A 26,975-nucleotide genomic window follows, 5' to 3' on the forward strand; every position below is an offset into this window, starting at 1 on the left:
GGGGTGTCAAGGGTGTATAAGAAGTGCACTCGCGTCCGTTATAGGACCGACACCTGAGGGAGGGCGACGAGCCGTGACCGGACCGTGCCACCATGTGAGCCGCGACAGACGGAGGAGCCGGTGACGGCAGCAACGCAGCAGTCGGGAAGGCGGGCCATGGGTGCCGACGGGGGCAGTGCGGAGAACGAGACGGGCGCGGGCGCGGGCACGCGCACCGCGCGCGTCCCGAAGTACTACCGGCTGAAGCGACATCTCCTCGACATGACGGACACGATGCCGCCCGGCACCCCCGTCCCCCCGGAACGGACCCTGGCCGCCGAGTTCGACACCTCGCGCACCACTGTGCGCCAGGCGCTCCAGGAGCTGGTCGTCGAGGGCCGGTTGGAGCGCATCCAGGGCAAGGGCACCTTCGTCGCCAAGCCGAAGGTCTCGCAGGCCCTGCAGCTCACCTCGTACACCGAGGACATGCGCGCCCAGGGACTGGAACCGACGTCCCAGCTCCTGGACATCGGCTATGTGACGGCCGATGACACGCTCGCCGGACTGCTCGACATCAGCGCGGGCGGGCGGGTGCTGCGGATCGAGCGGCTGCGGCTGGCGAGCGGCGAGCCGATGGCGATCGAGACCACGCACCTGTCGGCCAAGCGCTTTCCCGCGCTGCGGCGGTCCCTGGTGAAGTACACCTCCCTCTACACGGCCCTGGCCGAGGTGTACGACGTGCGGCTGGCCGAGGCCGAGGAGACCATCGAGACCTCCCTCGCCACCCCGCGCGAGGCCGGACTGCTCGGTACGGACGTGGGCCTGCCGATGCTGATGCTGTCCCGGCACTCGCTGGACGGACAGGGCGAGCCGGTCGAATGGGTGCGCTCGGTCTACCGCGGCGACCGCTACAAGTTCGTGGCCCGCCTGAAGCGGCCGCTGGACTGATCCGGCCACGCCGGCCGGACGCCCGGACAGCCCCCGTGGGAGCCTTCCCACGGGGGCTGTCCGCTGTCCCGAGCACCCGGAATCCGGCATTGGCCTGGACCAATCGCCCGACGTTTGCTGCCATTTCGGCCAGACGTACGACCCCGCAGGACCGTTGCCGGACCGCAATGCGGACAGGGGGTGACGGTGGGCGGAACCCTCGCCTAGATTTCCTGCGCATTACACCAGGTGATCAGTGAGGGGACGGAGTCGCCGCCATGCCGGAAGAACCAGAAGGAAAACCACCCATCGTCACACCGATGCGCGTGGTCATCGCTCTCTGCCTCATCGCGCCGTTCGTGGCGATGCTCTGGGTGAGTTCGTACGCCAAGGTCGACCCGACCTTCATCGGAATCCCGTTCTTCTACTGGTACCAGATGCTCTGGGTGCTGATCTCCACCGCGCTCACGATGATCGCGTACAAGCTGTGGCAGCGTGACCAGCGCGCCCGCAAGGGGGGTGCGTCGGCATGAAGGACGGCGTGAACGGCGTCGCACTCGGCGTCTTCATCTTCTTCTTCCTGGCCGTCACGGTCATCGGCTTCATGGCCGCCCGCTGGCGCAAGGCCGAGAACGAGGCCAGCCTCGACGAATGGGGCCTGGGCGGACGGTCGTTCGGCACCTGGGTGACCTGGTTCCTGCTCGGCGGCGACCTCTACACCGCGTACACCTTCGTCGCCGTACCCGCGGCGATCTACGCGGCCGGCGCGGCCGGCTTCTTCGCGGTGCCCTACACCATCCTGGTGTACCCGCTGATCTTCACCTTCCTGCCGCGGCTGTGGTCGGTGTCGCACAAGCACGGCTACGTCACCACCTCGGACTTCGTCCGCGGCCGCTTCGGCTCGAAGGGGCTGTCGCTGGCGGTCGCCGTCACCGGCATCCTCGCCACCATGCCGTACATCGCGCTCCAACTCGTCGGCATCCAGGCGGTGCTGGACGTGATGGGCGTCGGCGGCGGCGAGAACACCCACTGGTTCATCAAGGACCTGCCGCTGCTGATCGCGTTCGCGGTGCTCGCCGCCTACACGTACTCCTCCGGCCTGCGCGCCCCCGCGCTGATCGCGTTCGTCAAGGACGGCCTGATCTACCTGGTCATCGCCGTGGCGATCATCTACATCCCGATCAAGCTCGGCGGCTTCGACGACATCTTCGCCAAGGCTGGCGAGGCGTTCTCCGCGAAGAACGAGGCAGCCGGCAAACCGGTGGCAGGACTCGCGCCAGGCGAGGCGGGACAGTGGGGTTACGCCACCCTGGCCCTGGGCTCGGCGCTGGCGCTCTTCATGTACCCGCACTCGATCACGGCGACGCTCTCCAGCCGCAGCCGCAACGTGATCCGCCGCAACACGACGATCCTGCCGCTGTACTCGCTGATGCTGGGCCTGCTCGCACTGCTCGGCTTCATGGCGATCGCCGCCGGCGTCAAGGTGGACAACGGCCAGCTGGCGATCCCGCAGCTGTTCGAGAACATGTTCCCCGACTGGTTCGCGGGCGTGGCGTTCGCCGCCATCGGCATCGGCGCCCTGGTGCCCGCCGCGATCATGTCGATCGCCGCGGCCAACCTGTTCACCCGCAACATCTACAAGGACTTCATCAAGCCCGACGCGACGCCCGCGCAGGAGACCAAGGTCTCCAAGCTGGTGTCGCTGCTGGTGAAGGTCGGCGCGCTCGCCTTCGTCCTCACCATGGACAAGACGGTCGCGATCAACTTCCAGCTGCTCGGCGGGATCTGGATCCTCCAGACGATGCCGGCCCTGGTCGGCGGTCTGTTCACCCGGTGGTTCCACCGCTGGGCACTGCTGGCCGGCTGGGCGGTCGGCATGCTCTACGGGACGCTCGCCGCGTACGGGGTCGCGAGCCCGACGCAGAAGCACTTCGGCGGGTCCTCCAAGGAGATCCCCGGCCTCGGCGAGATCGGCTACATCGGTCTGACGGCCTTCGTGCTGAACGTCGTGGTCACGATCGTCCTGACCTTCGTCCTGAACGCCGTGAAGGCCCCCGCCGGGATCGACGAGACCGCTCCGGGCGACTACACCGCGGACGCGGGCGACCCGGGCGTCAAGACGGAGCTCCCGCCGGCCACGGCCGGGGCGCCGGGCGGCCACTGACCGCAGACACGGGCACCGGGCACGGGCCGCCGCATCCTCCCCGGAGGGTGCGGCGGCCCGTCCGTGCGTCCGGCGGAAAACCCCTTGCGGCCACGGCCCGCGCGTGCGGCAGACTGCCGGGTATGGACATGACGATCCGGCCGGCCGAGCCCGCCGAGTACGCCGCGCTCGGCGAGATCACCGCCGAGGCCTACCTCGGCGACGGACTGCTGGACTTCGGCGCCGACGACCCCTATCTGGTGCAGCTGCGCGACGTCCCCCGCCGGGCCGCCGAGGCCGAGGTGCTGGTGGCGACGGACGCCCGGGGCCACGTCCTGGGCGGGGTCACCTACGCGCCCCCGGGTAATCCGTGGGCCGACATAGCGGCGGCCGACGAGGCCGAGTTCCGGATGCTGGCGGTCTCCCGTCAGGCTCGTGGGGCCGGGGCGGGCGAGGCGCTCGTGCGGGCCTGTATCGAGCGCGCACGGGCCACCGCGGGGGTCACGGGGATCGTCCTGTCGACCCAGCCGGCCATGCACGGGGCCCACCGGATCTACGGGCGCCTCGGCTTCGTGCGGACCCCCGAGCGGGACTGGAATCCCATCGGCGACCTCAGGCTGCTGACGTACCGTCTGGAGCTCCGGCCCGGGGCGTAAGGGCGTACCGATATCTCGCGCGACACAACATGTGGGGGCTGCCGCAAGCGGCGGCCCCCACATGTATGCTCGTGCTCGCTGTCGCCGCAGGGAAATCCGGTGCGAATCCGGAACTGTCCCGCAACGGTGTGTTCGGTGTGCTTTTGCGCACCCCCAAGTCCGAGGACCTGCCGACAGCGCATCCGGCTCGACCGAACCGGATGCCCAGACGTCCGGGCCTCGTGGATGGGCCGGTGGACGCCGCACGGAGAGCTGCCCTGCCCGGGCGCCCCTCCGCCCGGCTGCCCCCGCCCCTCCGCCGGCCCCGAGCCGAGCGAGGGAGAGCACCAGGTGACCATCGCGCCAGCCCATCCGGTGACAGCGGCCGAATCAACGGGAACCACGAGCGACGGGCCCGGGACCGCACTGCTGCGGACCCTGACCGACCTCACCGCCGATCTGCCCGACACCGACCCCGGCCGTGTCGCCGCCGCCGCGCTGCGCGGCCGCAACGCCCGGTCGGACGAGGCGGAGCTGCGCTCGCTGGCCACCGAGGCCGCCGCGGGTCTGATCTCCGAGGACCCCGCCTACTCCCGGCTCGCCGCCCGTCTCCTCACCCGCACCATCGCGGACGAGGCGGCCGGGCAGGGCGCGACGTCGTTCTCCGCGTCGGTCGCCGTCGGGCACCGCGAGGGCCTGATCGCGGACCGCACCGCCGAGTTCGTGACGCTCCACGCGGCCGCGCTCGACGCACTGGTGGAGCAGTCCCTCGCCGACGGCGCCGACGACCGCTTCGGCTACTTCGGCCTTCGCACCCTGCACAGCCGCTACCTGCTGCGCCACCCGATCACCCGCCAGGTCGTCGAGACCCCGCAGCACTTCATGCTGCGCGTGGCCGCCGGGCTCGCCGAGGACACCTCCGAGCGCGCGCTCGGCGAGGTCGCCGCGCTGTACGGGCTGATGAGCCGGCTGGACTACCTGCCGTCCTCCCCCACGCTCTTCAACTCCGGCACCCGCCACCCGCAGATGTCCTCCTGCTACCTGCTGGACTCGCCGCTGGACGAGCTGGACTCGATCTACGACCGCTACCACCAGGTGGCGCGCCTCTCGAAGCACGCGGGCGGCATCGGCCTCTCGTACTCCCGCATCCGCGCCCGCGGTTCGCTGATCCGCGGCACCAACGGGCACTCCAACGGCATCGTGCCGTTCCTTAAGACGCTCGACGCCTCCGTCGCCGCGGTCAACCAGGGCGGCCGGCGCAAGGGCGCCGCCGCCGTCTACCTGGAGACCTGGCACGCGGACATCGAGGAGTTCCTGGAGCTGCGCGACAACACGGGCGAGGACCAGCGGCGCACGCACAACCTCAACCTGGCGCACTGGATCCCGGACGAGTTCATGCGCCGGGTCGACGCGGACTCCGCCTGGTCGCTGTTCTCCCCGGCCGACGTGCCCGAGCTGGTCGACCTGTGGGGCGACGCGTTCGACGCCGCGTACCGGGCGGCCGAGGCCAAGGGCCTGGCCCGCAAGACCATGCCGGCCCGTGAGCTGTACGGCCGCATGATGCGCACGCTGGCGCAGACCGGCCAGGGCTGGATGACGTTCAAGGACGCCTCCAACCGGACCGCGAACCAGACGGCCGAGCCGGGCCGGGTCGTGCACTCCTCGAACCTGTGCACCGAGATCCTCGAAGTCACCGACGACGGCGAGACGGCCGTCTGCAACCTGGGTTCGGTCAACCTCGGCGCGTTCGTCGCCGACGGCACCATCGACTGGGAGCGGCTGGACGCCACCGTGCGTACCGCCGTGACCTTCCTCGACCGGGTCGTCGACATCAACTTCTACCCGACCGAGCAGGCCGGCCGGTCCAACGCCCGCTGGCGGCCGGTGGGCCTGGGCGCGATGGGGCTCCAGGACGTCTTCTTCCAGCTGCGGCTGCCGTTCGACTCCCCCGGGGCCCGCGCCCTGTCGACGAAGATCTCCGAGCGCATCATGCTCGCGGCGTACGAGGCGTCCTGCGAGCTCGCCGAGCGCTCGGGTCCCCTTCCCGCCTGGTCCGAGACGCGTGCCGCCCGCGGTGTGCTGCACCCGGACCACTACGACACCGAGCTGAACTGGCCGGAGCGCTGGGACGCGCTGCGGGCCCGGGTCGCGAAGACCGGCATGCGCAACTCGCTGCTGCTGGCCATCGCGCCGACGGCGACGATCGCCTCGATCGCGGGCGTGTACGAGTGCATCGAGCCGCAGGTCTCCAACCTCTTCAAGCGCGAGACGCTCAGCGGTGAGTTCCTCCAGGTCAACGGCTATCTGGTGGACGAGCTGAAGCGGCTCGGCGTGTGGGACGCGCGGACCCGTGAGGCGCTGCGCGAGGCGAGCGGCTCGGTGCAGGGCTTCGCCTGGATCCCCGAGGAGGTGCGGGCGCTCTACCGCACGGCGTGGGAGATCCCGCAGCGCGGACTGATCGACATGGCGGCGGCCCGTACGCCGTTCCTCGACCAGAGCCAGTCGCTGAACCTGTTCCTGGAGACGCCGACGATCGGCAAGCTCTCCTCGATGTACGCGTACGCCTGGAAGCAGGGGCTGAAGACGACGTACTACCTGCGCTCCCGCCCGGCGACCCGGATCGCCCGTGCGGCGTCCGCGGCACCCATTCCCGAGCAGGCACCCGCGCCCGACGCGGACGCCATCGCCTGCTCGCTCGAAAACCCCGAGTCCTGCGAGGCCTGCCAGTAATGAGCACCAACGACGACAAGAACCTGCTGGACCCGGGCTTCGAACTGACCCTGCGGCCGATGCGCTACCCGGACTTCTACGAGCGCTACCGGGACGCGATCAAGAACACCTGGACGGTGGAGGAGGTCGACCTCCACTCCGACGTCGCGGACCTCGCCAAGCTCTCGCCGGGCGAGCAGCACATGATCGGCCGGCTGGTCGCGTTCTTCGCGACGGGTGACTCGATCGTCTCCAACAACCTCGTGCTGACGCTGTACAAGCACATCAACTCCCCCGAGGCGCGGCTGTACCTCTCGCGGCAGCTCTTCGAGGAGGCCGTGCACGTCCAGTTCTATCTGACGCTGCTGGACACCTATCTGCCCGATCCGGACGACCGGGCGGCGGCGTTCGACGCGGTCGAGGAGATTCCGTCGATCCGTGAGAAGGCGCAGTTCTGCTTCAAGTGGATGGATTCGGTCGAGAAGATCGACCGGCTGGAGACGAAGGCCGACCGCCGCCGCTTCCTGCTGAACCTGATCTGCTTCGCGGCGTGCATCGAGGGGCTGTTCTTCTACGGCGCCTTCGCCTACGTGTACTGGTTCCGCTCGCGCGGTCTGCTGCACGGCCTCGCCACCGGGACCAACTGGGTCTTCCGGGACGAGACCATGCACATGAACTTCGCGTTCGAGGTCGTGGACACCGTCCGCAAGGAGGAGCCGGAGCTCTTCGACGACGCCCTCCAGCAGCAGGTCACCGACATGCTGAAGGAGGCCGTCGAGGCGGAGCTGCAGTTCGGCCGTGACCTGTGCGGCGAGGGCCTGCCCGGCATGAACACGGAGTCGATGCGCCAGTACCTGGAGTGCGTCGCCGACCAGCGGCTCACCCGGCTGGGCTTCCCGGCGGTGTACGGCTCGGAGAACCCGTTCTCGTTCATGGAGCTGCAGGGCGTCCAGGAGCTGACGAACTTCTTCGAGCGCCGCCCGTCCGCCTACCAGGTGGCCGTCGAGGGCACGGTCGGCTTCGACGACGACTTCTAGGCCCTGCGGATCCGCTAGATCCTCGCCCAGCTCCTGACGTACGGACGCCGTGCGGCCCTCACCGGCCGTGCGGCGTCCGCCGTCCGCGGGGGTTCGGTGCTCCGGGCCCGTTCCGCCTCCCGCAGCCGGCGGTCGATACGGCGTTCGCGGGCGATGCCGATCAGGGCCGGCAGCAGGACGAGAGCGAAAACGGCGGATATGCCCAGGACGTTCTGGAATGTGTTCATGCCTCTACTGTCGTCGGTTCCGGCCGATCCGGGCAGTGGCAGGACTGTCATAGAGCATCGAATTACTGCCACACTGGGGTCATGCTGAAGAATGTCGCCGCCCTGTTGCTCGACGAGGTCAACCCCTTCGAACTCGGCGTGCTCTGCGAGGTGTTCGGACTCGACCGCAGCGAGGAGGGGCTGCCGGTGCTCGATTTCGCCGCGGTCTCCGCCGAGGGACCGGTCCTGCAGACCCACGCCGGGTTCACCATCAGCACCCCCTACGGCCTCGACCGCCTGGAGGAGGCCGACCTCATCGCGGTCCCGGCCGGCAGCCACTTCATCGACCGGGAGTACCCGGAAGAGGTCCTGGAAGCCCTGCGCCGGGCCGTGGAGCGCGGCGCCCGGGTCCTCAGCGTCTGCTCGGGGGCGTTCGTGCTGGGCGCGGCCGGACTGCTGGACGGCCGCCGCTGCACCACCCACTGGCGCCACGCGGACGAGCTGGCCCGCCGCTTCCCGCGCGCGGCCGTCGAGCCGGACGTGCTGTACGTGGACGAGGGCTCCGTCATCACATCGGCGGGCACGGCAGCGGGGATCGACGCCTGTCTGCACCTGGTGCGCCAGGAGTACGGGACGGCCGCCGCCAACACCATCGCCCGCCGCATGGTGGTGCCGCCGCACCGCGACGGCGGGCAGGCGCAGTACATCCAGCGCCCGCTGCCCCGTACCCGCTGCGACACGGTCGGCGACACGCTCGCCTGGATGGAGCGCAATCTCGACCAGGAGATGACCGTCGAGCAGCTGGCCGCCCAGACGCACATGTCACCGCGCACCTTCGCCCGCCGTTTCCAGCAGGAGACGGGCACCACGCCGTACCGGTGGCTGCTGCGTCAGCGAGTGCTGCTGGCCCAGCACCTCCTGGAGACATCCGATGAAACAATGGACACGATCGCCGGCCGGACAGGTTTCGGTAATGCCGCGGCACTCCGCCACCAGTTCGTACGTTCCCTGGGAACCACGCCGAACGCCTACCGCCGGACCTTCCGCGGCCCGACCGATTTGACCGAGGTCGCCTGACCACCCACAGGCCTTACGTCGGATCATTCGTCCAACCGATTCCTTCACCTGTCCATGGACCCGGCCGCCGTCGGCGCGTCAGGGTCGGGCGCATGGACATCCGGAAGACTGGACGAAGGACCATCGGGGCCGTGGTGGCCGCGCTCGCCGCCACTCTGCTGCCCCTGCAGAGCGCCGCGGCACAGGACACGGCCGCCGCCGCGCCGCCGCCCGAGGTGCTGCCCTCCCTGCGGCAGTGGCAGCCCGGCGAGGGGGAGTTCACGCTCACCGACCGGGCCAGGATCGTGCTGGACGGGGTGCGGGAGCAGCGCACGGCGGCCGACGCGGCGCGGTTCGCCGGCGAACTGGCCGGGAAGGCAACGGTGTCGCGGGGCCGGGCCCGGTCCGGCGACATCGTGCTGCGCCAGGACCCGTCCCTGAAGGGCTCGCTGGGTGCGGAGGGCTACCGCCTCGACGTCGGGGACCGGGTCACGGTCACCGCGGCGACGTCGACGGGCGTGTTCTACGGTTCGCGCACGGTGCTCCAGCTGCTGAACGACGACGGCCGGGCCGCGCGCGGTTCGGCGACCGACGTGCCCGCGTACCGCGAGCGCGGGGTCGGGGTGTGCGCCTGCTACATCAACGTCTCGCTCCCCTGGTTCGAGCGGCTGATGAAGGACATGGCCTCCCAGAAGCTCAACCAGCTCTGGATCGAGGCGAAGGTGCGGAGCGACACCGACCCGGCGTCCGCGTTCTGGGGCTACTACACCAAGCCGCAGGTCCGTGCGCTGGTCGCGATGGCGAAGAAGTACCACATCGACCTGGTGCCGGAGATCAACTCCCCCGGACACATGGACACCTACCTGGAGAACCACCCGGAGCTCCAGCTCAAGGACAAGGACGGCGTCGCCTCCCCGCCCCGGCTGGACATCTCGCGGCCCGAGGCACTGGCGTACTACACCTCGATGGTGGACGAGGCCCTGGAGGTGTGGGGCACCCGCACCTGGCACATGGGCGCCGACGAGTACATGATCGGCTCCTCGTACCCGGACTACCCGCAGCTCCAGGCGGCGGCGACCGCGAAGTTCGGCGCCCCGGCCACCCCCGACGACCTCTTCGTCGACTTCATCAACCAGGTCAACGCGCATGTGAAGGCCGGCGGCCGGTCGCTGCGGATCTGGAACGACGGACTGGCCGGCCACAACGGCCTCGTGCCGCTGGACCGTGACATCACCGTCGAGCACTGGCTGGGCGGCGGCGCCATCCAGCAGCCGTCCGCACTGCTGGCCGAGGGCCGCCCGGTGATGAACTCCGCCTACGCGCTCTACCTGGTGCGCGGCGGCTACACCATGAAGACCCAGGAGCTGTACGAGAGCGACTGGACGCCCCTGCGCTTCGAGGGCCAGACGCTGCCGGCCACGGCGGCGAACCTGACCGGCGCGAAGATCAGCCTGTGGCCGGACAGCGCGGCGGCCGAGACCGAGAACGAGGTCGAGGCGAAGGTCTTCATGCCGCTGCGCTTCATCGCGCAGGCCACCTGGGGCGGCCCGAAGCCGAGCGGGACGTACGCCGGTTTCGAGGCGCTGGCCCGGCGGATCGGGCACGCTCCCGGCTGGGACAACACCGACCGCGCCCCGCTGGCCGACGGCACCTACCGGCTGACGGCGGGCGCGAAGGCGCTGGCGCCCGGCGCGGACGCCGGGGTCGCGCTGACCCGGGGCGCGAAGGCCGCCTGGACGCTGACGGCGACCGCCGACGGGTACTACACCGTGAAGTCCGCGGAGAGCGGCCTGTGTCTGGACGCGGTGCGTGGGAAGAAGTACCTGGGTGCCCCGCTGGAGGTGGGTGCCGAGCTGTCGCTCGGGACCTGCGCTGCGGGCACGCGCACACAGCGCTGGCAGCTGGACGCCGGAGCCGGGGCCCTGGTCCTGCGCAACGCCGTCTCGCAGCTCGGGCTGACGGAGCGGACCTCGGACGGGGCCGCGGTGCAGACGACGGGCGGGGCGCGCCTGACAGCGAAGTCCGCCTGATCGAGGCTGTGGGGCCCGCCGGCACCGGCGGGCCCCACAGTCGTGTCAGATGCCGCAGTTGGGCGCCGACCAGTAATGGCTGGGGCCCTGGTTCACGTGGACGTGGTCGTTGTGGTCCGGGTAGCCCGGGCCGAGGATCCCGTTGAACCCGTGGTTGCGGGCCTGCTGGGCCAGGGTGCAGAAGGCGATCCCGCCCAGGTCGGCCGCGTCACCGTACAGATGGCGGCTGTTGGAGGCCCCGCCGGCCGCGCTGTTGCAGGACGTGGAGCGGAAGCCGCTGTTGACGGTGATGGGGCGGTCGCCGAGCGCGTGCCGCAGCGCCTCCAGCTTCCACATGGTGCTCAGCGCGTTGGCCTTGGCCGTGCCCGCCGCGACGGCACCACCCGCCCAGGTGCTGTTGCAGTGGTTGAGCTCGGCGTAGGTGAAGTGGACGGGCGTGCAGTCGTTGTCCTGGAGGGCGTACAGCTTCGACTGCGTGGCGGGGCCGGCGACACCGTCGGCGGCCAGTCCGTAGGCGGCCTGGAAGCGCTTGACCGCCGCGGTGGTGGCCGGGCCGTAGGAGCCGTCGACGGCGAGCACGGAGTTGTACCCCGGGTAGCCGGCCACCCGGATCTGGAGCTGGACGACATCGTTGCCGGTGGCGCCCGGGGCCAGGGTGCGCGACCAGGTGTAGCAGCCGTCGGCCTGGGCGGTGCCTGCGGTCACCACCGCCCCGCCCAAGGCGAATGCCATGGTCATGACAAGGCCGAGCAGGAGTCGTGCGGAACGTCTGAGCATGGGGGGCTCCCTACCACGAGTGAAGGTGTGGAGTGAGAGCCTGTCGGACGGGTCGACGCGCGTCAACTACGCGTTGAAGAACGCCTGTTGACGGTCACAAGACGCGCCAGGGGCCCGCCCCGGCGTACCGGGACGGGCCCCTGGCGGCTGCGCGTGCCCGGCCGGATCAGTCGTTCGGGACGACCTCGTAGCGCGGGGTGTTCTCCTCCATCTGCCGCAGCGCGTCCTTGCGGTCGCGCTTGGACAGCCGGTCGATGTACAGGTAGCCGTACAGGTGGTCGGTCTCGTGCTGGAGGCAGCGGGCGAAGTAGCCGTTGCCCCGCACCTTGACCGGCTTGCCCGCGGCGTCCTGGCCGCGCACCACCGCGTAGTCCGGGCGGGCCAGCGAGGCGTACGCCGTCGGGACGGAGAGGCAGCCCTCGTTGGAGTCGTCCAGGACGCGCTCCTCGGGTGCCAGCTCGTCGAGCACCGGGTTGCAGATGGCACCCGTGTGCCGCACGCCGTCGTCGTCCGGGCAGTCGTAGACGAAGACCTTGAGGTCGACACCGATCTGGTTGGCGGCCAGGCCCACGCCCTCGGCCGTCCGCTGGCTGGCGAACATGTCGTCGATCAGCCGGGCCAGCTCGTCGTCGAACGCGGTGACGTCCTTGCACTCCTTGTGCAGGACCGGGTTGCCCACGACCGTGATCGGGCGGGAGGTGCCGCGCTCGCGGTACGCCGCCTCGCGCGCCTCACAGTCCTCGGTGTCGATGAGGAAACCTTCCTCGTCGACGCTGATCTGCTCGTCCGTCTCCTGCTGCGCCATGTCCGCCGTACGCCTTCCTCACAACCTGAACCCCGGGATCCGCGGCTCGCGAGAACCCGGGCACCCGAGCACCGGAATCGGTGCGCATACAGCCTAACGACCTCACCCGCGATTGACAGCGGGAGAAGGCGCGGCGTCTGGGGTCTTCGGATCCAAGGCGGAGGAGGGAGCGATGGCGGAGCCCCCGCGACCGACGACAACGCCGGAGGCGGAGGCCCCAGACGCCGCGACGCCGCTGACAATCGCGGGTGAGGTCGTAAGGGCAGTAGTCAGCAGACTTCTTCGAGATCCCGCCACTCACGGCTGTCCGGGCTGTCGGCGACCCAGCCGTCGAGCAGCCCGCGCACCAGCCCCGCGGGGGCCGCGAGACCGCACTCGCGCTCCGGCACCCACAGCTCACCGGCGGTGCGGTGGCCCAGCGGGCCGGGGTGGCCCGGCTCGCTGTGATCGTGCGGGTCCAGGTGCTCGCCGTCGCCCTCGTCGCTCTCCATCCGGCTCTCCGAACAGGCCCGGCACAGCAGCCGCACGGACGACGACCAGTCCTCGGCGGCGAAGCCGGCGTCGGACGCCAGCTGCTCCAGCGCGTCCCGGTCCGCCTCGGTGGCCGCTTCGAGCAGCACCACCCAGGTGGGGACGGGGGACGGGGCCCACAGCTCGATCTCGTCGAACACCGGGTAGGACGGGCCGGCCGCGGTGATCCGCTCGCCGTGCGGCACGCCGTCGTGCAGCACGACCTCGCCCCAGCGGCGCCCGGAGGACGGCAGCGGGATCGACAGCACCTCGACCCGCGCCGGATCGAGCCTGCGGCCCCACACGACCTCGGCCTCGCCCTCGGGCGACAGCCGGACGGCCGCGCTGCCCAGCTCCATGCCGACCGGCTCGCTGCCCGCCGCCGGCGTCTGCTGCCCGCCGCCGGGCACCCGCAGCCCGTACGCCTGCCAGGCCCGGCGGGCCAGCGGCCAGTCCTGGAGCGCGGTGGCGGCGATCCCGACGTTCCACCAGTCGGGGGCGCCGGACTCCTTGTCGAGCAGCGCGACGGCCCGCAGGCCCGCGGCCCTCGCCTGTTCCCAGTCGTGCCGGAACTTGTGCAGCAGCGCCAGGTTGAACCACGACTCGGAGAGCCAGGGCTCCAGGTCCGCCGCACGCGTCAGCAGCGCGCCCGCGTCCTCGTACCGGCCGTCGCCGATCAGCGTGAACGCGCGGTCCGTGGCCTGCCGCCAAGAGGCGGAGGGCCGATGCCGTACCTTCCCGAAGATCCTCACGATTCCCGCCTGTCCCGACTGGACACCCTCGTTTTCCACTCTCTTCGCATCCAACCATGCCCGGCCGGACGCCCGCTCATTACCCATGGGTTACCCAGGTGGGACGGGGGCCAGACCGCCCCTGGCCAGAACCCTGGCGAGCGATTCCACGACCTGGGGCTGGTAGTCGCGGCCCGTCCCGATCCTGAGCTGTTCCAGTGCACGGAGCGGCCCGCCGATGCTTTCCCCGCACAGGTCGTCGTATGCGTTGACCGCCCGGACGATCCTGGCGGACAGCGGCTGCTCGCGATAGGGGTCCGCCTGCTGTTCCACCACGACGGCCACCTGGGCGTCCACTCCGGTCTGGCGGACCACCGCCCCGCCGAGCAGGGCGATCCGGCGCTGCTCGGCGGCCGGCAGGGAGGCGGTCGCCCCGTCCGGCACCGGGTCGACGAGCGAGAGCTGGCCGATGTCGTGCATCAGCGCCGCGTACTCCAGGACCGTGAGCTCGGGCCCGGAGAGCCCCATCTCGCGCCCCACCGCCGTGCAGAGCGCCGCCACCCTGCGGGCGTGCCCGTGCGGGGTGTATCCGGCGATCTCGGTGGACCGGGCAAGGGAGGCGATGGTCTGCCGGTAGGTGGTGCGGACGGCGACGAACCGGCGGAACGACACCTGGGTGAGCAGCAGCGGCACGCACAGGACGGGCAGCGCCCAGAGTCCGGCGACGGCGACCCCGAGCGCCATCACGGCGCCGGTCGCGCAGACCGCCGGGCCGATGCCCGTCAGCGCGCGCAGCTCGTCGCGGAGCAGCGGGCCGTACGGGGCGGCGGTGGCGCCCGCGGCGCGGGAGCCGCGGGGCAGGGTGCGGGCGCGGAGCAGCAGCGCGCCCAGGACGGCGTCGCACAGCGCGGTGAGCCCGAGCAGCAGGAGCAGGAAGACCGCGTAGTACGGGCCCTCGCCGAACCAGCCGGCGGACCGGCCGGAGTTGTACAGGGGCTGGAAGCAGACGGCCGCGAAGGCCACGGTCAGGATGCGGCGGGCCACCTGGTCGGGGCCGGGACCGCTGCCGCGCGCGACATGCGGCACCGAGGCGACGAGCTGCGCCGCGACGAGCACCGCGATCACCTGGAGCACCCCGTGGCTGGTGGGCTCCCCGCCGCTGCGCCCGAGCAGGGCGTAGGCGAGCGCCCCGGCGGCACCGAGCGGCGCGGGTTCCCGTTCGCCCGGCAGGGCGCCCCAGCGGGCCAGCTCACCGGTGGTGATGAGCACCCCGAAGGCGAGGGCGTGCCCCGGTTCGTGGACGCCGGCCCAGAGGGTGTGCGCGAGCGCGGCGACGGCGAGGGCCAGCGCGGCGCCCCGCACCGCCGGAGCGGCGCTCACCGCTCGGGCGACCGGGAGGACGAGGCGCCGGAGCCGAGCCCGCCCGTCTGCGGACCGACCCGCCCGGGGCGGGGCCCGGCGCCCGTGCCATGGGCTGCGTCCGGGGCGGATCGGTCCCGCGGCAGCGGGCCCCGCGTCTCGTCCGCGGTCACCGCTCCCGGCCAGCCGTGGCGTTCCAGGCCGCGTGCCAGCGCCCGCACCATCTGCGGGTCGAACTGGGTGCCGGCGCACCGTTTGAGCTCCGCCACGGCGGCCGGCACCGGGCGGCCCGGCCGGTAGGACCGGGTCGAGGTCATCGCGTCGAACGCGTCGGCGACGGCGACCACGCGGGCGAACTCGGGGATCCTGCGGCCGGTCAGTCCGTACGGGTAGCCGCTGCCGTCGAGCCGTTCGTGGTGGTGCAGGATCGCGGCGCGCGCCTCACCGAGGAAGCCGATGCCGCGGACGATCTCGTGCCCGTACTCCGGGTGCAGCTCGATCACCCGGCGTTCCTCCGGTGTCAGCGGCCCGTCCTTGCGCAGCACCCTCGTCGGCACCCCGAGCTTGCCCACGTCGTGCAGGATCCCGGCGAACCGCAGCACCTCGATGCGCTCCTGCGCCATGCCCAGCTCCTGGGCGATGAGCACGGAGGCGTGCCCCACCCGCTCGCTGTGCCCCCGCGTGTAGGTGTCCTTGATGTCGACGGCCTGCACCAGGGCCCTGATCGTGGCCCGGTGGGCGGCGTGCTCGCGGTGGTACTGGGCGAAGACCCAGCAGGAGATGTACATGGGCAGCAGGACGAAGAGCGCGGCCAGCGGCCCGTACGAGCTGTTCCACAGGATCGCCATCATCAGCCCTGCGAGGCCATGGACCAGGTGGGGGCCCAGCGAGCGCGGCAGTAGGCCGCTCCAGGCCCGGCGCAGGGGCAGCTGTTCGGCCGCGGCGAGGATCGACCCGTCCAGGGCGGTCAGGACGAGGCTGAAGGCCAGGGCGGCGGCGCAGGCGGGCAGCAGGGCGTACGGAAGGTCGGGCAGCCGGTCCGGGCCGGGGCCGCCGAGCGCGGCGGGGCCGCCGAGCAGCGTGTGGACGGACGAGGCGGCCCAGACGGTGACGGCCAGCTGTCCGGCGCGCCAGATCCGGCGGGCGGTGGCGGCCGGCCGGTCCACCCGGCCGGCCAGCGAGCCGGGGATCGCGACCAGCGCGGCGGCCGGGGGCGGCAGCAGGAAGGCGGCGGCGAGCAGCAGCGGGAAGAAGGATCCGGCGCTGACCGGCACGGAGCTGCCGAAGAAGGGGCAGCGGCCGGGGAGTTCGCAGGCGAGGTAGAGGCCGGCGAGCAGCCCGAGGGTGGTGAAGGGAGTGCCCGCGCCGGGACGCAGCGCGGGCAGGACGCACAGGGCGGCGCCCAGGGCGACGGTCGAGATGTGCGCCCGCGCCGCGCCGCGTGTGGCTCTCACCCGTTCGCCCGCCCCCCAGCATCGCCAATGGAGGCGCCAGGCTAGCGAGTTGGCTGTCCCGGACGGGGGGCGACGGCCGTGATTAGCACGTTCGGGTGATGCGTCATTCCTTGGCGGCGGCCGGCAGCTCGCTGTCGGAGACCGTGACGTCCTGGTCGGGCACCGCCTGCCCGGACCGGATCAGGTCGATCCGGCCCATCACCTTCGAGCGCAGGTCGGCCGGTACGTCGTCCTGACCGCAGCAGCGCTTGACCAGCTTCTTCACGGCCTGCTCCAGGCCGTACTTCTCCAGGCAGGGGGAGCACTCGCCGAAGTGCACCTCGAACTTGTTGCAGTCACTGTCGGGCATTTCCCGGTCCAGGAACTCGTAGAGGTGATCGAGGACCTCTGCGCACTCCGTCTCGTGCGGCTCTCCGCAGCTCATGAGCCCGAGCCTTTCCGATCGTCCGACTCACCGGCGCCCGCCGGGACGAGCCCGCGGTCACGGGCGTAGTCCTCCAGCATGCCGCGCAGTTGACGGCGGCCCCGGTGCAGTCGGGACATCACCGTACCGATGGGAGTCCCCATGATGTCCGCGATCTCCTTGTAGGCAAAGCCCTCGACATCGGCAAGATAGACCGCGATGCGGAACTCTTCGGGGATCGCCTGCAGCGCGGACTTCACATCGGAGTCGGGCAGGTGGTCGAGAGCCTGGGACTCGGCGGAGCGCAGACCGGTCGACATGTGCGACTCGGCACGGGCCAGCTGCCAGTCCTCGATCTCCTCGGCGGCACTGCGCTGGGGTTCGCGCTGCTTCTTGCGGTACGAGTTGATGAACGTGTTGGTGAGGATGCGGTACATCCACGCCTTGAGGTTGGTGCCCTCACGGAACTGATGGAAGGAGCCGTACGCCTTGGCGTACGTCTCCTGGACCAGGTCCTCGGCGTCCGCGGGGTTGCGCGTCATGCGCAGCGCGGCCGAGTACATCTGGTCGAGGAAACCGAGGGCATCGCGCTCGAAGCGCGCGTTGCGCTCGGCGGTCGTCTCCTGCGGGCGGCCGTCGTCGGTCCCTGTGTCGGTCCCAGTGACCGGACCCACCTCCTCCAACGCTGTGGCGGAGCCGAAACCGGACCCGCTCGAATCGGAGAATAGTCGACCTTGGTCCGACGCGGGCTGTCGATCCGATCCGCTCAGCTCCCGCTCGCGAGTGGTCTTGGCCGCATGCAGCACTGTCCACTCCAGGTCAGCGGCGTCTGTGCGACGCGGGCAGATGGTCGAACCCATGCGACGGACTCCCTCTCCACATACGACGTTGGTGTACCGACGTCCCGAACAACAGTGGTCCCCCGTCCGGCATTCCCGGGTCCGGAAGATGTACCGGATCAGCCGATTCCGGCCAGCCATCCGGTCACGGACGTGGTGAGGATCTCCATCGCCCGTTCCTCGGTCAGTCCCGACTTCTTCGGTACGGCGAAGCCGTGGTCCCCGTGCGGCACCTCGGCGATCCGGTACTCCCCCGGGGGGAACTCGGCGGGCCTGCCGAACGGGTCGTTGCCGCCCTGGACGACGAGGGTGGGCACGCCGGAGGCCAGGAGTTCGTCCTCGCGGGACTTCTCGGGGCGGCCCGGCGGGTGCAGCGGGAAGCTGAGCGCGAGGACCGCGCGGGCGCCGAGCCCGGTGGCGGTGCGGCAGGCGACCCGGGCCCCGGCGCTGCGGCCGCCGGCGACGACCGGGAGCCCGGCGGCCGTCAGTGCGGGCCACAGGCCTCGCCAGCCGGTGTCCAGGGTCTTCGGGGCGGGCGCGAGCTTCTTCCCGGCGACCCGCCAGGGCTGCTCCACCAGGGCGACGCTCACCCCGTGCGCGGGCAGCGCGGCGGCCAGGGCCTTCAGGTCGCGGGCCTCGATGCCGCCGCCGGCACCGTGACCTAGGGCGAGCAGGAGGCGGGGGGCCTTCGCGGGCACCCAGGTGATCCGGGCCGGGCCTGCGCCGGTCTCGACCGTCTCGGTGCGGGGTTCCTTCTCGGTGGCTTTCACACCCCCCATCCAACCAACCCGCGTTGGGCCGGGCGGGGTCCGGCGCGTGCCTAGAAGAGGGTGCTCACCTCGGGCGCGGCCAGCTCGTCCAGCAGCTCGGGGCCGTTGTTGCGGACGTTGCTGACGGCGGTGGCCACCGGGTAGGCGCGCATCAGACCGCCGGGCGGGGGCGTGAGCAGGCCCCGCAGCTCCGCCACGTCGGTACGGGAGGGGTCCAGCCAGTCGTCCCAGCGGTCCGGGGTCAGCATCAGCGGCATCCGGGGGTGGATGTCGGCGAGGGCGGCCGGGCCCTCGGCGGGGGCGACGGCCAGCGGGCTCGTCTCCGCCTCGGTGGTGATCACCGAGCAGGTCACCCACCAGGCCTGGGGGTGGTCGTCCGGCAGGGTCCGGTCGCGCCAGAACTCGTAGAGCCCGGCCATGGCGAAGACCGATCCGTCGGCGGGCGTCACGAAGTACGGCTGCTTGCGGGGCCGCTTCTTGCGCCCCTTCTCCTCCAGCTGCCGCTCCTCGGTGCCGGTCACCCACTCGTAATAGCCGTCGGCGGGCAGGATGCAGCGCCGGGAGACGAAGGGGCGGCGGAAGGACGGCTTCTCGTGGATCGTCTCGGCGCGGGCGTTGATCATCCGGGCGCCGCCCTCCGGGGATTTGGCCCAGGAGGGGACCAGCCCCCACTTCAGGGCGCGGAGCTGGCGAACCAGACGCTGGTCATCGGCGTCTTTCACCGGACGCTCCAGTACGGCGTAGACCTCCTTGGTCGGCGCCACGTTGTAATCGGGTTCCAGCGTCTCGGCCGGTTCCCACTTCTCCACCTGGAAGAGTCCGGTCAGGTCCTCGGGCCGCCGACTCGCTGCATACCGTCCGCACATAAGTGCCAGACTGCCACGACCGTCATCCCGACCGGACGCCAATACCCCAAGGAGCCGCCCGCACCATGGACAGCACCGATCTCGGCAACCTGTGGGAGCGCATCGTCGGCACTCAGCCCGCCCCGGAGCAGTGGCTGGTGGTGGTGACCGCGACGGCCGCGCTGATCGCCGTCGTACCGAACTTCATATGGCGGCTCTCCCGCAACACGATCACCATCGCCCACGAGGGTGGTCACGGGCTGGTCGCGCTGCTCACCGGGCGGCAGCTCTCGGGCATCCGGCTGCACTCGGACACCAGCGGGCTGACGGTGAGCCGCGGCAAGCCGACCGGGATCGGCATGGTCCTGACCGCGGCGGCGGGCTACACCGCCCCGCCGCTGCTCGGTCTGGGCGGTGCCTGGCTGCTGGTGAACGGCCGGATCACGCTGCTGCTGTGGCTGGCCACGGCGCTCCTCGCGGTGATGCTGGTGATGATCCGCAATGTGTACGGGGCGCTGACGGTGATCCTCACCGGTTCGCTCTTCCTGCTGATGTCGTGGCTGGCCTCGGCGGCCTGGCAGTCGCTGTTCGCGTACACCGCGGTCTGGTTCCTGCTGCTGGGCGGGGTGCGGCCGGCGTTCGAGCTGCAGTCCAAGCGGCGGCACGGCGGTGCGCCGGACTCGGACGCGGACCAGCTGGCCCGGCTGACGGACGTGCCGGCGGCGCTGTGGCTGTTCCTGTTCCACGCGGTGTCGCTCTGCTCGCTGATCGGCGGCGGGCGCTGGCTGCTCGGCTGGTGACCGACATCCCCTACCACGCTCACATTACGCACCGATTTCGTCGCTTTTGATCAAAATCCCGGTTTGCGATGAGCCACTAAAGTGAGCTCCATGACCGAAAGTTCCGTGCACCCCGCCCTCTGGCCCGCCCCTCACGCGAGCGGAGCCGTCGACGCGACCGTCACCGTGCCCGGATCGAAGTCGGTCACCAACCGTGCGCTGGTGCTGGCCGCGCTCTCGTCGGAGCCCGGCTGGCTGCGCCGCCCGCTGCGCTCCCGCGACACCCTGCTGATGGCCGAGGCGCTGCGCGCGATGGGCGTGGGCATCGAGGAGACGGTGTCCTCCAGCTCGTCCGTCGCCGGCGGCCCGGACGGTTCGGGCGAGGCCTGGCGGATCATCCCGGCCGGTCTGCACGGCCCGGTCACCGTCGACGTCGGCAACGCCGGTACGGTCATGCGCTTCCTGCCCCCGGTGGCCGCCCTGGCGAACGGCCCGGTCCGTTTCGACGGCGACCCCCGCTCCTACGAGCGCCCGCTGAACGGCGTGATCGACGCCCTGCGGGTGCTCGGCGCCCGGATCGACGACGACGGCCGCGGTTCGCTGCCGCTGACCGTGCACGGCGGCGGTGCGCTGGACGGCGGCCCGGTGGCGATCGACGCGTCCTCGTCGTCCCAGTTCGTCTCGGCGCTGCTGCTGTCGGCGCCCCGCTTCAACCAGGGCGTGGAGGTGCGTCACACCGGCGCCCGGCTCCCTTCCATGCCGCACATCCGGATGACCGTCGACATGCTGCGGGCCGTCGGCGCCCAGGTCGACGAGCCGGAGACGGGCGGCGAGCCGAACGTCTGGCGGGTCTCCCCCTCGGCGCTGCTCGGCCGTGATCTGACGGTGGAGCCCGACCTGTCCAACGCCCAGCCGTTCCTGGCCGCGGCACTGGTCACCGGCGGCCGGGTCACCGTCCCGGACTGGCCGCTGCGCACCACGCAGCCCGGTGACGCGCTGCGCGAGATCTTCACCGCGATGGGCGGCAGCTGCGAGCTCACCGAGAACGGGCTCACGTTCACCGGATCGGGCCGCATCCACGGCATCGACGTCGACCTCGGCGAGGTCGGCGAGCTGACCCCGGGCATCGCGGCGGTCGCGGCCCTGGCCGACTCCCCCTCCACCCTCAGCGGCGTCGCCCATCTGCGGCTGCACGAGACGGACCGGCTGGCGGCGCTCACCAAGGAGATCAACGAGCTGGGCGGCGACGTGACGGAGACCGCGGACGGACTCCACATCCGGCCCCGGCCGCTGCACGGCGGTACCTTCCATACGTACGACGACCACCGGATGGCCACCGCGGGGTCGATCATCGGCCTTGCCGTCCCCGGAGTGGAGATCGAGAACGTGGCGACGACCGCCAAGACCCTGCCCGACTTCCCGCAGATGTGGACCGGAATGCTCGGGGCCTGAGACATGCGCCGCTACGGCAAGAACCCCGACGAGGACGACATCCGGGTCCGCCCCAACCGCAAGGGCAACCGGCCTCGTACCCACATCCGGCCCAAGCACGAGGACGCCGAGGAGGGCATGGTCCTCACGGTGGACCGCGGCCGCCTCACCTGTCTCGTCGAGGGCCGCACGGTCATCGCGATGAAGGCCCGTGAGCTGGGCCGCAAGGCCGCGGTGGTGGGCGACACCGTCTCCATCGTCGGCGATCTGTCCGGCGAGAAGGACACCCTCGCCCGGATCGTCCGGATCGGTGAGCGCCGGACGGTGCTGCGCCGGACGGCGGACGACGACGACCCGTTCGAGCGGGTGGTGGTCGCCAACGCCGACCAGCTGGCGATCGTCACCGCACTGGCCGATCCGGAACCGCGTCCGCGCATGATCGACCGCTGTCTGGTCGCCGCGTACGACGGCGGGCTCTCGCCCCTCCTGGTGCTGACCAAGTCCGATCTGGCGTCCCCGGACAAGCTGCTGGAGGCGTACACCCCCCTGGGGGTGCCCTTCATCGTCACCAGCCGAGAGGAACTGGAGAACGGTGACGCGGCGGAGCGGGTCCGCGAGCAGCTGCACGACCGGGTCACCGCCTTCGTCGGCCACTCCGGTGTCGGCAAGACCACGCTGGTCAACGCGCTCGTGCCCAAGGACAGGCGGCGGACGACCGGGATCGTCAACGCGGTCACCGGACGGGGCCGGCACACCACCACGTCGGCGCTGGCCCTGCCGCTGCCGGACTACCGCGGCTGGGTGATCGACACCCCCGGCGTCCGGTCCTTCGGCCTGCACCACATCGATCCCTCACGGGTCATCAACGCCTTCCCGGACCTCCAGCCCGGGACCGAGGAGTGCCCGCGCGGCTGCACCCACGACAGCCAGCAACCGGAATGTGCGCTGGACGCCTGGGTGGCGGCAGGGCACGCCGATCCGGCACGGCTGGACTCGCTGCGCCGGCTGCTGTCCACGCGGGAGCGACGCGAAGGCGACTGATCCGGGTACGTTTGCGATCACTCGTCACCGGTAAGTGCATAATCACGAATCACACCCAGCGGCACGAGGCGGTCACCGATGCGGTCGCCGGTCCGGTCACCGATGTGGGAGGGGCACTGACGATGGCGTGGCTGCTGGTCGTGGTCGCGGGACTTCTGGAGACCGGGTTCGCCGTCTGTCTGAAGCTCTCGCACGGTTTCACCCGGCTCTGGCCGACCATCGCGTTCTGCATCTTCGCGCTCGGCAGCTTCGGGCTGCTGACCATGTCGCTGAAGAAGCTCGACGTCGGGCCCGCCTACGCCGTGTGGACCGGCATCGGCGCGGCGGGCACCGCGATCTACGGCATGGTCTTCCTCGACGACGTGGTCTCCACGCTCAAGCTGGTCTCCATCTCGCTGGTGATCCTCGGTGTGATCGGGCTCCAGCTCTCCGGCTCCTCGCACTGAGTCCGGTCCCGCGGGCTCATGCCGTCACGGCCCGCCGCGGGAAGTGGCACGCGGCCGTGTGCCGCGTCCGGTCCGTGACCGGCACCTCCCTCTCGCACCGTCCGCGCTCCGGCCCGGACAGCTCCGCGTAGACGGGGCAGCGCGAGCGGAAGCGGCAGCCCTCGTGACGCACGCCCGGGCCGGGCGGATCGCCCGCCAGCAGAATCCTGGTGCGCCGGCGCTCGCGCTCCGGGTCGGGCAGCGGCACGGCCGACAGCAGCGCCCGGGTGTACGGGTGCTCCGGGTGCTCGAAGACCTCGTCGGCGGTGCCCGACTCGACCGTGCGGCCGAGGTAGACGACGCTCACCCGGTCCGCGATGTGCCGCACCACCGACAGGTCGTGCGAGACGAAGAGGTAGGCGAGCCCCAGTTCGGCCTTGAGCCGCTGGAGCAGGTTGAGCACCCCGGCCTGCACGGACACGTCGAGCGCGGACACGGGCTCGTCCAGCACCAGCAGTTCGGGTTCGACGGAGAGCGCGCGGGCGATCCCGATCCGCTGGCGCTGACCGCCGGAGAACTCGTGCGGGAAGCGTTCCGCGTGCTCCGGTTCGAGGCCCACCTGGGTGAGCAGCCCGGGAATCCGCCGGGCCACGGTGGCCCGGTCGGCGCCCTGGGCGCGCAGTGGTTCGGCGACGATGTCCCCGACCGGCATCCGCGGGTCGAGGCTGGCCATCGGATCCTGGAAGACGATCTGGACGCGGCCGCGCAGTGCCTTGCGGTCGCGTCGGGTCAGGCCGTCGAGCGAGCGGCCGAACAGCTCGATCCCGCCGCCCTCGGGCCGGGCGAGGTTGAGCAGTTCGAACAGGGTGGTGGACTTCCCCGAGCCGGATTCGCCGACCAGGGCGAGCGTCTCCCCGGCCCGGATGTCGAGGTCGACGCCGTCGACGGCGTGGATGCTGCCGACGCGCCGTTTGAACGCGGTGCCCTTGAGGACGGGGAAGGTCTTGGTGAGCCCGGTGACGCGCAGGACCGGTTCGCCGGGCGGCCGGCCGCGGGCCGGGATCGCGGGCACGGGGAAGACCTCGGCCGGGGAGGGCGCGCGGTCCGCGATCTCGTCGGCGCGCACGCAGGCGGCGAGGTGCCCGTCGCCCGCTCCGCCCCCGGTCAGCGGCGGTTCCGCCGTCGTGCAGCGGTCCTCGGCCAGCGGGCAGCGCGGGGCGAAGGGGCAGCCCCCCGGCAGCCGGCCCGCCGCGGGCGGTGCGCCCGGGATCGGGACGAGCACCTCGGACGGGCCGTCGATCCGGGGCACCGCGCCGATCAGCCCGAGGGTGTACGGCATCCGGGGGCGCCGGAACAGCTCCGTCGCCGGCGCGGTCTCCACGATGCGGCCGGCGTACATCACGGCGACCCGGTCGGCGACGCCCGCGATCACCCCGAGGTCGTGGCTGACCAGCAGAAGCGCGGCGCCGGTCTCGCGCTGGGCGGTGCGCAGGACGTCGAGGACCTGGGCCTGGACGGTGACGTCGAGGGCGGTGGTCGGCTCGTCGGCGACGATCACGTCCGGGTCGTTGGCGATGGCCATGGCGATCATGGCGCGCTGCCGCATGCCGCCGGAGAACTCGTGGGGGAACGCCTGCGCCCGGGTCCGGGGTTCCGGGATGCCGACGAGGTCCAGCAGGTCGACGGCGTCGGCGCGGGCGCGCTCGCGGGAGACGTCGCGGTGCGTGCGGATGGCCTCGGCGATCTGGTCGCCGATCCGGTACACCGGGGTGAAGGCGGAGAGCGGGTCCTGGAAGACCATGCCGATGCGGCTGCCTCGTACGGACGACAGCAGGCGGTCGCCGGCGCCGACGAGCTCGGTCGCGCCGCTGTCCCCGCCGCCGCCCGCGAGCCGGACCGATCCCCGTACGCGCGCGGTGGCCGGCAGCAGGCCCATCACCGCGAGCGCGGTGGCCGACTTGCCCGAGCCCGACTCCCCGACCAGGCCGAGCACTTCGCCCCGGCGCAGGGTGAAGTCCACACCGCGCACGGCGGGTACACCGCCGAAGTCGACGGCGAGGTCCGCCACCTCCAGTACACCGCTGCTCATCGCTCCTTCTCCTCCGCCTTCTTGTCCGTGTTCTTGCTGGTGCGGCCGTGGCCGCCCGTCGGGTCGAGGGCGTCGCGCAGTCCGTCACCGGCCAGGTTCACGGCGAGGACGAAGACGATGAGCAGCCCGGCCGGGAAGAAGAACATCCACGGGTAGGTCACCGCGCCGCCGGTCGTGGAGGCGATCAGGGTGCCGAGCGACACATCGGGCGCCTGTACCCCGAAGCCGAAGTAGGAGAGCGCGGTCTCGCTCATCACGGCTCCGCCCACCGCGATGGTGGCGTCGATGATGAGGAAGGAGGCGACGTTCGGCAGGATGTGGCGCCAGATGACGCGGAACGGGCCGACCCCCATGTACCGGGCGGCCCGGACGAACTCGCGCTCCTTGAGCGAGAGCGTCATGGAGCGCACCACCCGTGCGGTGATCATCCAGCCGAAGACGGCGAGCAGTCCGACGAAGGCGAGCCAGCCGCCGCCGCGCAGCCTGGGCGAGATGATCGCGATGATCAGGAAGGCCGGGAAGACGAGCAGGAGATCGACGCCGAACATCAGGAGCCGGTCCGTCCAGCCGCCGAAGTAGCCCGCGCAGGCGCCGACGAGGGAGGCCAGCACGGTCGAGAACAGCGCCACCAGCAGGCCGATCAGCAGCGATTTCTGCAGTCCGCGGACCGTCTGGGCGAAGACGTCCTGGCCGATCCGGTTGGTCCCCCACCAGTGCCGGCCGTCCGGTCCCTCGCGCAGCGCGGTGTAGTCGATGTGGCTGTAGTCCCAGTGGCTGATCAGCGGTCCGGCGAAGGCGAGCAGGAAGAGCAGCAGCAGGACCGCCCCTCCGGCGAGCGCCCCGCGGTTGTGTACGAACCGGCGCAGCACCACGGCTGCCCGGCCGGCCGGGCGCGGCGGCTCGGCTCCCCCGGCGGCGGCGTCGGCGGCGGTCTCGATGACTGCGGTCATGTCGGTCGTACTCCTCGGGACGTGCGCGGGGGTTCAGGCGTTCCGGATGCGCGGATCGAGCGCGGCATGCAGAACATCCGCGAGGAAGCCGGACAGGAGGACCAGCACGGCGGCGAACACGTTGACGGCGACGACGGAGTTGACGTCGTTCTTGCCGACGGAGGAGACGAACCACTCGCCCATCCCGTGCCAGCCGAAGATCGTCTCGGTGAAGGTGGCGCCGGTGAACAGGGCGAGGAAGCCGTAGCTGAAGTACGTGGACATGGGGATGAGCGCGGTGCGCAGCCCGTGCTTGAACAGGGCGGCGTTGCGGGTGAGTCCCTTGGCCTGGGCGGTCCGCAGATAGTCGGAGCCGAGGACGTCGAGCATGGTGGAGCGCTGGTAGCGGCTGTAGCTCGCGATGGTGCCGAGCGCGATGGACACGGTCGGCAGCAGCAGGTGCACCGACCGGTCCTTGAGCACGGTCCAGAATCCGGAGTCCACTCCCGGGCTCTTCTCGCCGGTGAACTTGATGACGTCGCTGCCGGTGCGCTGGTTGAACCAGATGGCCCCGATCTTCAGCAGAACGGCCAGCAGGAACACGGGCGTCGACAGCAGGACGAAGGAGGCGACGGTGGTCAGCCGGTCGGAGAGCCGGTACTGCCGGACGGCCGTCCAGGCGCCGGCCAGCACGCCGGTCACGGTCCCGAGGACGGTGCCGAGCAGCAGCAGCCGCAGGCTGACCCCGATCCGGCGGCCGAACTCCTCCCCCACCGGAGTCCCGTCGATGGTCTGCCCGGGATTCCCGTGCGCCACCTGCCCCGCCCAGCTCGTGAAGCGGGAGAGCAGCGGCTCGTGGTCGTTGACCCCGAGCGCGGTGAGGTGGTGGTCGACCGACACGGGCGACAGGGGCGGCTGACGCCCCTCGTAGTACGCGCGCGGGTCGAGTGCCAGGGAGGCCAGCAGGTACGAGAGACAGACTGCGGCCAGCAACAGGACTGCGTAGTAGGCGAGTCGCCTGGCCAGGAAAGCGGCCACGGGTGCGGGTCCTTTGCTGGGTCGTCCA

25 protein-coding genes and 1 riboswitch are annotated in these 26,975 nt (G+C 71.4%); of the genes, 12 read left to right on the top strand and 13 right to left on the bottom strand.

The window, feature by feature from the left end:
- The first annotated feature begins 156 nt into the window (after positions 1 to 156).
- The 6 genes from OG521_12970 (at position 157) to OG521_12995 (ending at position 7,430) form a co-directional block, all read left to right on the top strand.
- On the top strand, positions 157 to 927 hold the full coding sequence (locus tag OG521_12970) for a GntR family transcriptional regulator (protein ID WUW26667.1): 771 nt from the start codon (positions 157 to 159) through the stop codon (positions 925 to 927).
- Positions 928 to 1,184: 257 nt separating this feature from the next.
- Positions 1,185 to 1,439, top strand: coding sequence for a DUF3311 domain-containing protein (locus tag OG521_12975; GenBank protein ID WUW21648.1), 255 nt, complete (start codon positions 1,185 to 1,187; stop codon positions 1,437 to 1,439).
- Positions 1,436 to 3,070, top strand: coding sequence for a sodium:solute symporter family protein (locus tag OG521_12980; protein ID WUW21649.1), 1,635 nt, complete (start codon positions 1,436 to 1,438; stop codon positions 3,068 to 3,070). Before OG521_12975 ends, OG521_12980 begins: the two co-directional genes overlap by 4 nt.
- 122 nt (positions 3,071 to 3,192) lie before the next feature.
- Positions 3,193 to 3,705, top strand: a complete 513-nt coding sequence (locus tag OG521_12985; GenBank protein WUW21650.1) for a GNAT family N-acetyltransferase — start codon at positions 3,193 to 3,195, stop codon at positions 3,703 to 3,705.
- A gap of 52 nt (positions 3,706 to 3,757) precedes the next feature.
- Positions 3,758 to 3,895: riboswitch (cobalamin riboswitch) on the top strand.
- A 140-nt stretch (positions 3,896 to 4,035) separates the two neighbouring features.
- On the top strand, positions 4,036 to 6,414 hold the full coding sequence (locus tag OG521_12990; GenBank protein ID WUW21651.1) for a ribonucleoside-diphosphate reductase subunit alpha: 2,379 nt from the start codon (positions 4,036 to 4,038) through the stop codon (positions 6,412 to 6,414).
- Positions 6,414 to 7,430: a ribonucleotide-diphosphate reductase subunit beta gene (locus OG521_12995; GenBank protein WUW21652.1), complete on the top strand. Its 1,017-nt coding sequence runs from the start codon at positions 6,414 to 6,416 to the stop codon at positions 7,428 to 7,430. The genes OG521_12990 and OG521_12995 overlap by 1 nt, the downstream gene beginning before the upstream one ends.
- Before the next feature lie 14 nt (positions 7,431 to 7,444).
- On the opposite strand, the gene OG521_13000 is transcribed toward OG521_12995, so the two are convergent.
- Positions 7,445 to 7,657 (bottom strand): hypothetical protein, encoded by a 213-nt coding sequence (locus OG521_13000; protein ID WUW21653.1) that lies wholly within the window; start codon positions 7,655 to 7,657, stop codon positions 7,445 to 7,447.
- A gap of 81 nt (positions 7,658 to 7,738) precedes the next feature.
- Here OG521_13000 and OG521_13005 point away from each other — a divergent pair, with 81 nt between their 5' ends.
- On the top strand, positions 7,739 to 8,713 hold the full coding sequence (locus tag OG521_13005) for a helix-turn-helix domain-containing protein (protein ID WUW21654.1): 975 nt from the start codon (positions 7,739 to 7,741) through the stop codon (positions 8,711 to 8,713).
- A gap of 92 nt (positions 8,714 to 8,805) precedes the next feature.
- A complete protein-coding gene (locus tag OG521_13010) occupies positions 8,806 to 10,722 on the top strand; it encodes a family 20 glycosylhydrolase (GenBank protein ID WUW21655.1) in 1,917 nt (638 codons plus the stop codon).
- A 45-nt stretch (positions 10,723 to 10,767) separates the two neighbouring features.
- Here OG521_13010 and OG521_13015 read toward each other — a convergent pair whose 3' ends face one another.
- The 9 genes from OG521_13015 to OG521_13055 all read right to left on the bottom strand — a co-directional run bounded on the left by OG521_13015 (position 10,768) and on the right by OG521_13055 (position 19,236).
- Positions 10,768 to 11,499: a D-Ala-D-Ala carboxypeptidase family metallohydrolase gene (locus tag OG521_13015; protein ID WUW21656.1), complete on the bottom strand. Its 732-nt coding sequence runs from the start codon at positions 11,497 to 11,499 to the stop codon at positions 10,768 to 10,770.
- A gap of 166 nt (positions 11,500 to 11,665) precedes the next feature.
- Positions 11,666 to 12,304 (bottom strand): peptide deformylase, encoded by a 639-nt coding sequence (def, locus tag OG521_13020; protein ID WUW21657.1) that lies wholly within the window; start codon positions 12,302 to 12,304, stop codon positions 11,666 to 11,668.
- Between the two features lie 269 nt (positions 12,305 to 12,573).
- Complete coding sequence (locus OG521_13025) at positions 12,574 to 13,566, bottom strand: hypothetical protein (protein ID WUW21658.1); 993 nt, start codon at positions 13,564 to 13,566, stop codon at positions 12,574 to 12,576.
- A 90-nt stretch (positions 13,567 to 13,656) separates the two neighbouring features.
- The gene (locus tag OG521_13030; protein ID WUW21659.1) at positions 13,657 to 14,925 is read right to left on the bottom strand and encodes a metal-dependent phosphohydrolase; all 1,269 of its coding nucleotides are present in this window, start codon (positions 14,923 to 14,925) and stop codon (positions 13,657 to 13,659) included.
- A complete protein-coding gene (locus tag OG521_13035) occupies positions 14,922 to 16,358 on the bottom strand; it encodes an HD-GYP domain-containing protein (protein WUW21660.1) in 1,437 nt (478 codons plus the stop codon). Before OG521_13035 ends, OG521_13030 begins: the two co-directional genes overlap by 4 nt.
- Positions 16,359 to 16,461: 103 nt before the next feature.
- A complete protein-coding gene (rsrA, locus tag OG521_13040) occupies positions 16,462 to 16,782 on the bottom strand; it encodes a mycothiol system anti-sigma-R factor (protein ID WUW21661.1) in 321 nt (106 codons plus the stop codon).
- Complete coding sequence (locus OG521_13045; protein ID WUW21662.1) at positions 16,779 to 17,435, bottom strand: sigma-70 family RNA polymerase sigma factor; 657 nt, start codon at positions 17,433 to 17,435, stop codon at positions 16,779 to 16,781. The genes rsrA and OG521_13045 overlap by 4 nt, the downstream gene beginning before the upstream one ends.
- A 284-nt stretch (positions 17,436 to 17,719) precedes the next feature.
- Positions 17,720 to 18,370, bottom strand: coding sequence for a hydrolase (locus OG521_13050; GenBank protein ID WUW21663.1), 651 nt, complete (start codon positions 18,368 to 18,370; stop codon positions 17,720 to 17,722).
- Between the two features lie 50 nt (positions 18,371 to 18,420).
- Positions 18,421 to 19,236: an SOS response-associated peptidase gene (locus tag OG521_13055; GenBank protein WUW21664.1), complete on the bottom strand. Its 816-nt coding sequence runs from the start codon at positions 19,234 to 19,236 to the stop codon at positions 18,421 to 18,423.
- Between the two features lie 65 nt (positions 19,237 to 19,301).
- Here OG521_13055 and OG521_13060 point away from each other — a divergent pair, with 65 nt between their 5' ends.
- The 4 genes from OG521_13060 to OG521_13075 all read left to right on the top strand — a co-directional run bounded on the left by OG521_13060 (position 19,302) and on the right by OG521_13075 (position 22,912).
- A complete protein-coding gene (locus OG521_13060; protein ID WUW21665.1) occupies positions 19,302 to 20,015 on the top strand; it encodes a M50 family metallopeptidase in 714 nt (237 codons plus the stop codon).
- A gap of 90 nt (positions 20,016 to 20,105) precedes the next feature.
- Entirely contained in the window at positions 20,106 to 21,446 is a 1,341-nt protein-coding gene (gene aroA / locus OG521_13065) for a 3-phosphoshikimate 1-carboxyvinyltransferase (GenBank protein ID WUW21666.1), read from the top strand.
- Between the two features lie 3 nt (positions 21,447 to 21,449).
- Entirely contained in the window at positions 21,450 to 22,466 is a 1,017-nt protein-coding gene (rsgA, locus tag OG521_13070; protein ID WUW21667.1) for a ribosome small subunit-dependent GTPase A, read from the top strand.
- A 122-nt stretch (positions 22,467 to 22,588) separates the two neighbouring features.
- A complete protein-coding gene (locus tag OG521_13075; protein ID WUW26668.1) occupies positions 22,589 to 22,912 on the top strand; it encodes a multidrug efflux SMR transporter in 324 nt (107 codons plus the stop codon).
- A gap of 16 nt (positions 22,913 to 22,928) precedes the next feature.
- Here the strand turns inward: OG521_13075 and OG521_13080 are convergent, their stop codons facing one another.
- From OG521_13080 to OG521_13090, 3 genes are read right to left on the bottom strand one after another with little or no spacing between them, the layout of a single operon-like run.
- A complete protein-coding gene (locus OG521_13080; protein ID WUW21668.1) occupies positions 22,929 to 24,980 on the bottom strand; it encodes an ABC transporter ATP-binding protein in 2,052 nt (683 codons plus the stop codon).
- Complete coding sequence (locus tag OG521_13085) at positions 24,977 to 25,930, bottom strand: ABC transporter permease (GenBank protein WUW21669.1); 954 nt, start codon at positions 25,928 to 25,930, stop codon at positions 24,977 to 24,979. Before OG521_13085 ends, OG521_13080 begins: the two co-directional genes overlap by 4 nt.
- A 33-nt stretch (positions 25,931 to 25,963) precedes the next feature.
- On the bottom strand, positions 25,964 to 26,947 hold the full coding sequence (locus OG521_13090; protein ID WUW21670.1) for an ABC transporter permease: 984 nt from the start codon (positions 26,945 to 26,947) through the stop codon (positions 25,964 to 25,966).
- Positions 26,948 to 26,975 lie beyond the last annotated feature (28 nt).

It is taken from the genome of Streptomyces sp. NBC_01463, from assembly GCA_036227345.1.
GTDB lineage: Bacteria > Actinomycetota > Actinomycetes > Streptomycetales > Streptomycetaceae > Streptomyces.

What these genes read in the sequence shown, in the direction of transcription:
- OG521_13000 (WUW21653.1), bottom strand. Translation starts at nt 7,657, where the DNA reads ATGAACACATTCCAGAACGTCCTGGGCATATCCGCCGTTTTCGCTCTC.
- OG521_12970 (WUW26667.1), top strand. Translation starts at nt 157, where the DNA reads ATGGGTGCCGACGGGGGCAGTGCGGAGAACGAGACGGGCGCGGGCGCG.
- OG521_13080 (WUW21668.1), bottom strand. Translation starts at nt 24,980, where the DNA reads ATGAGCAGCGGTGTACTGGAGGTGGCGGACCTCGCCGTCGACTTCGGC.
- OG521_13075 (WUW26668.1), top strand. Translation starts at nt 22,589, where the DNA reads ATGGCGTGGCTGCTGGTCGTGGTCGCGGGACTTCTGGAGACCGGGTTC.
- aroA (WUW21666.1), top strand. Translation starts at nt 20,106, where the DNA reads ATGACCGAAAGTTCCGTGCACCCCGCCCTCTGGCCCGCCCCTCACGCG.
- OG521_13060 (WUW21665.1), top strand. Translation starts at nt 19,302, where the DNA reads ATGGACAGCACCGATCTCGGCAACCTGTGGGAGCGCATCGTCGGCACT.
- OG521_13055 (WUW21664.1), bottom strand. Translation starts at nt 19,236, where the DNA reads ATGTGCGGACGGTATGCAGCGAGTCGGCGGCCCGAGGACCTGACCGGA.
- OG521_13085 (WUW21669.1), bottom strand. Translation starts at nt 25,930, where the DNA reads ATGACCGCAGTCATCGAGACCGCCGCCGACGCCGCCGCCGGGGGAGCC.
- OG521_12995 (WUW21652.1), top strand. Translation starts at nt 6,414, where the DNA reads ATGAGCACCAACGACGACAAGAACCTGCTGGACCCGGGCTTCGAACTG.
- def (WUW21657.1), bottom strand. Translation starts at nt 12,304, where the DNA reads ATGGCGCAGCAGGAGACGGACGAGCAGATCAGCGTCGACGAGGAAGGT.
- OG521_12985 (WUW21650.1), top strand. Translation starts at nt 3,193, where the DNA reads ATGGACATGACGATCCGGCCGGCCGAGCCCGCCGAGTACGCCGCGCTC.
- OG521_13005 (WUW21654.1), top strand. Translation starts at nt 7,739, where the DNA reads ATGCTGAAGAATGTCGCCGCCCTGTTGCTCGACGAGGTCAACCCCTTC.
- OG521_12975 (WUW21648.1), top strand. Translation starts at nt 1,185, where the DNA reads ATGCCGGAAGAACCAGAAGGAAAACCACCCATCGTCACACCGATGCGC.
- OG521_12980 (WUW21649.1), top strand. Translation starts at nt 1,436, where the DNA reads ATGAAGGACGGCGTGAACGGCGTCGCACTCGGCGTCTTCATCTTCTTC.
- rsgA (WUW21667.1), top strand. Translation starts at nt 21,450, where the DNA reads ATGCGCCGCTACGGCAAGAACCCCGACGAGGACGACATCCGGGTCCGC.
- OG521_13010 (WUW21655.1), top strand. Translation starts at nt 8,806, where the DNA reads ATGGACATCCGGAAGACTGGACGAAGGACCATCGGGGCCGTGGTGGCC.
- rsrA (WUW21661.1), bottom strand. Translation starts at nt 16,782, where the DNA reads ATGAGCTGCGGAGAGCCGCACGAGACGGAGTGCGCAGAGGTCCTCGAT.
- OG521_13015 (WUW21656.1), bottom strand. Translation starts at nt 11,499, where the DNA reads ATGCTCAGACGTTCCGCACGACTCCTGCTCGGCCTTGTCATGACCATG.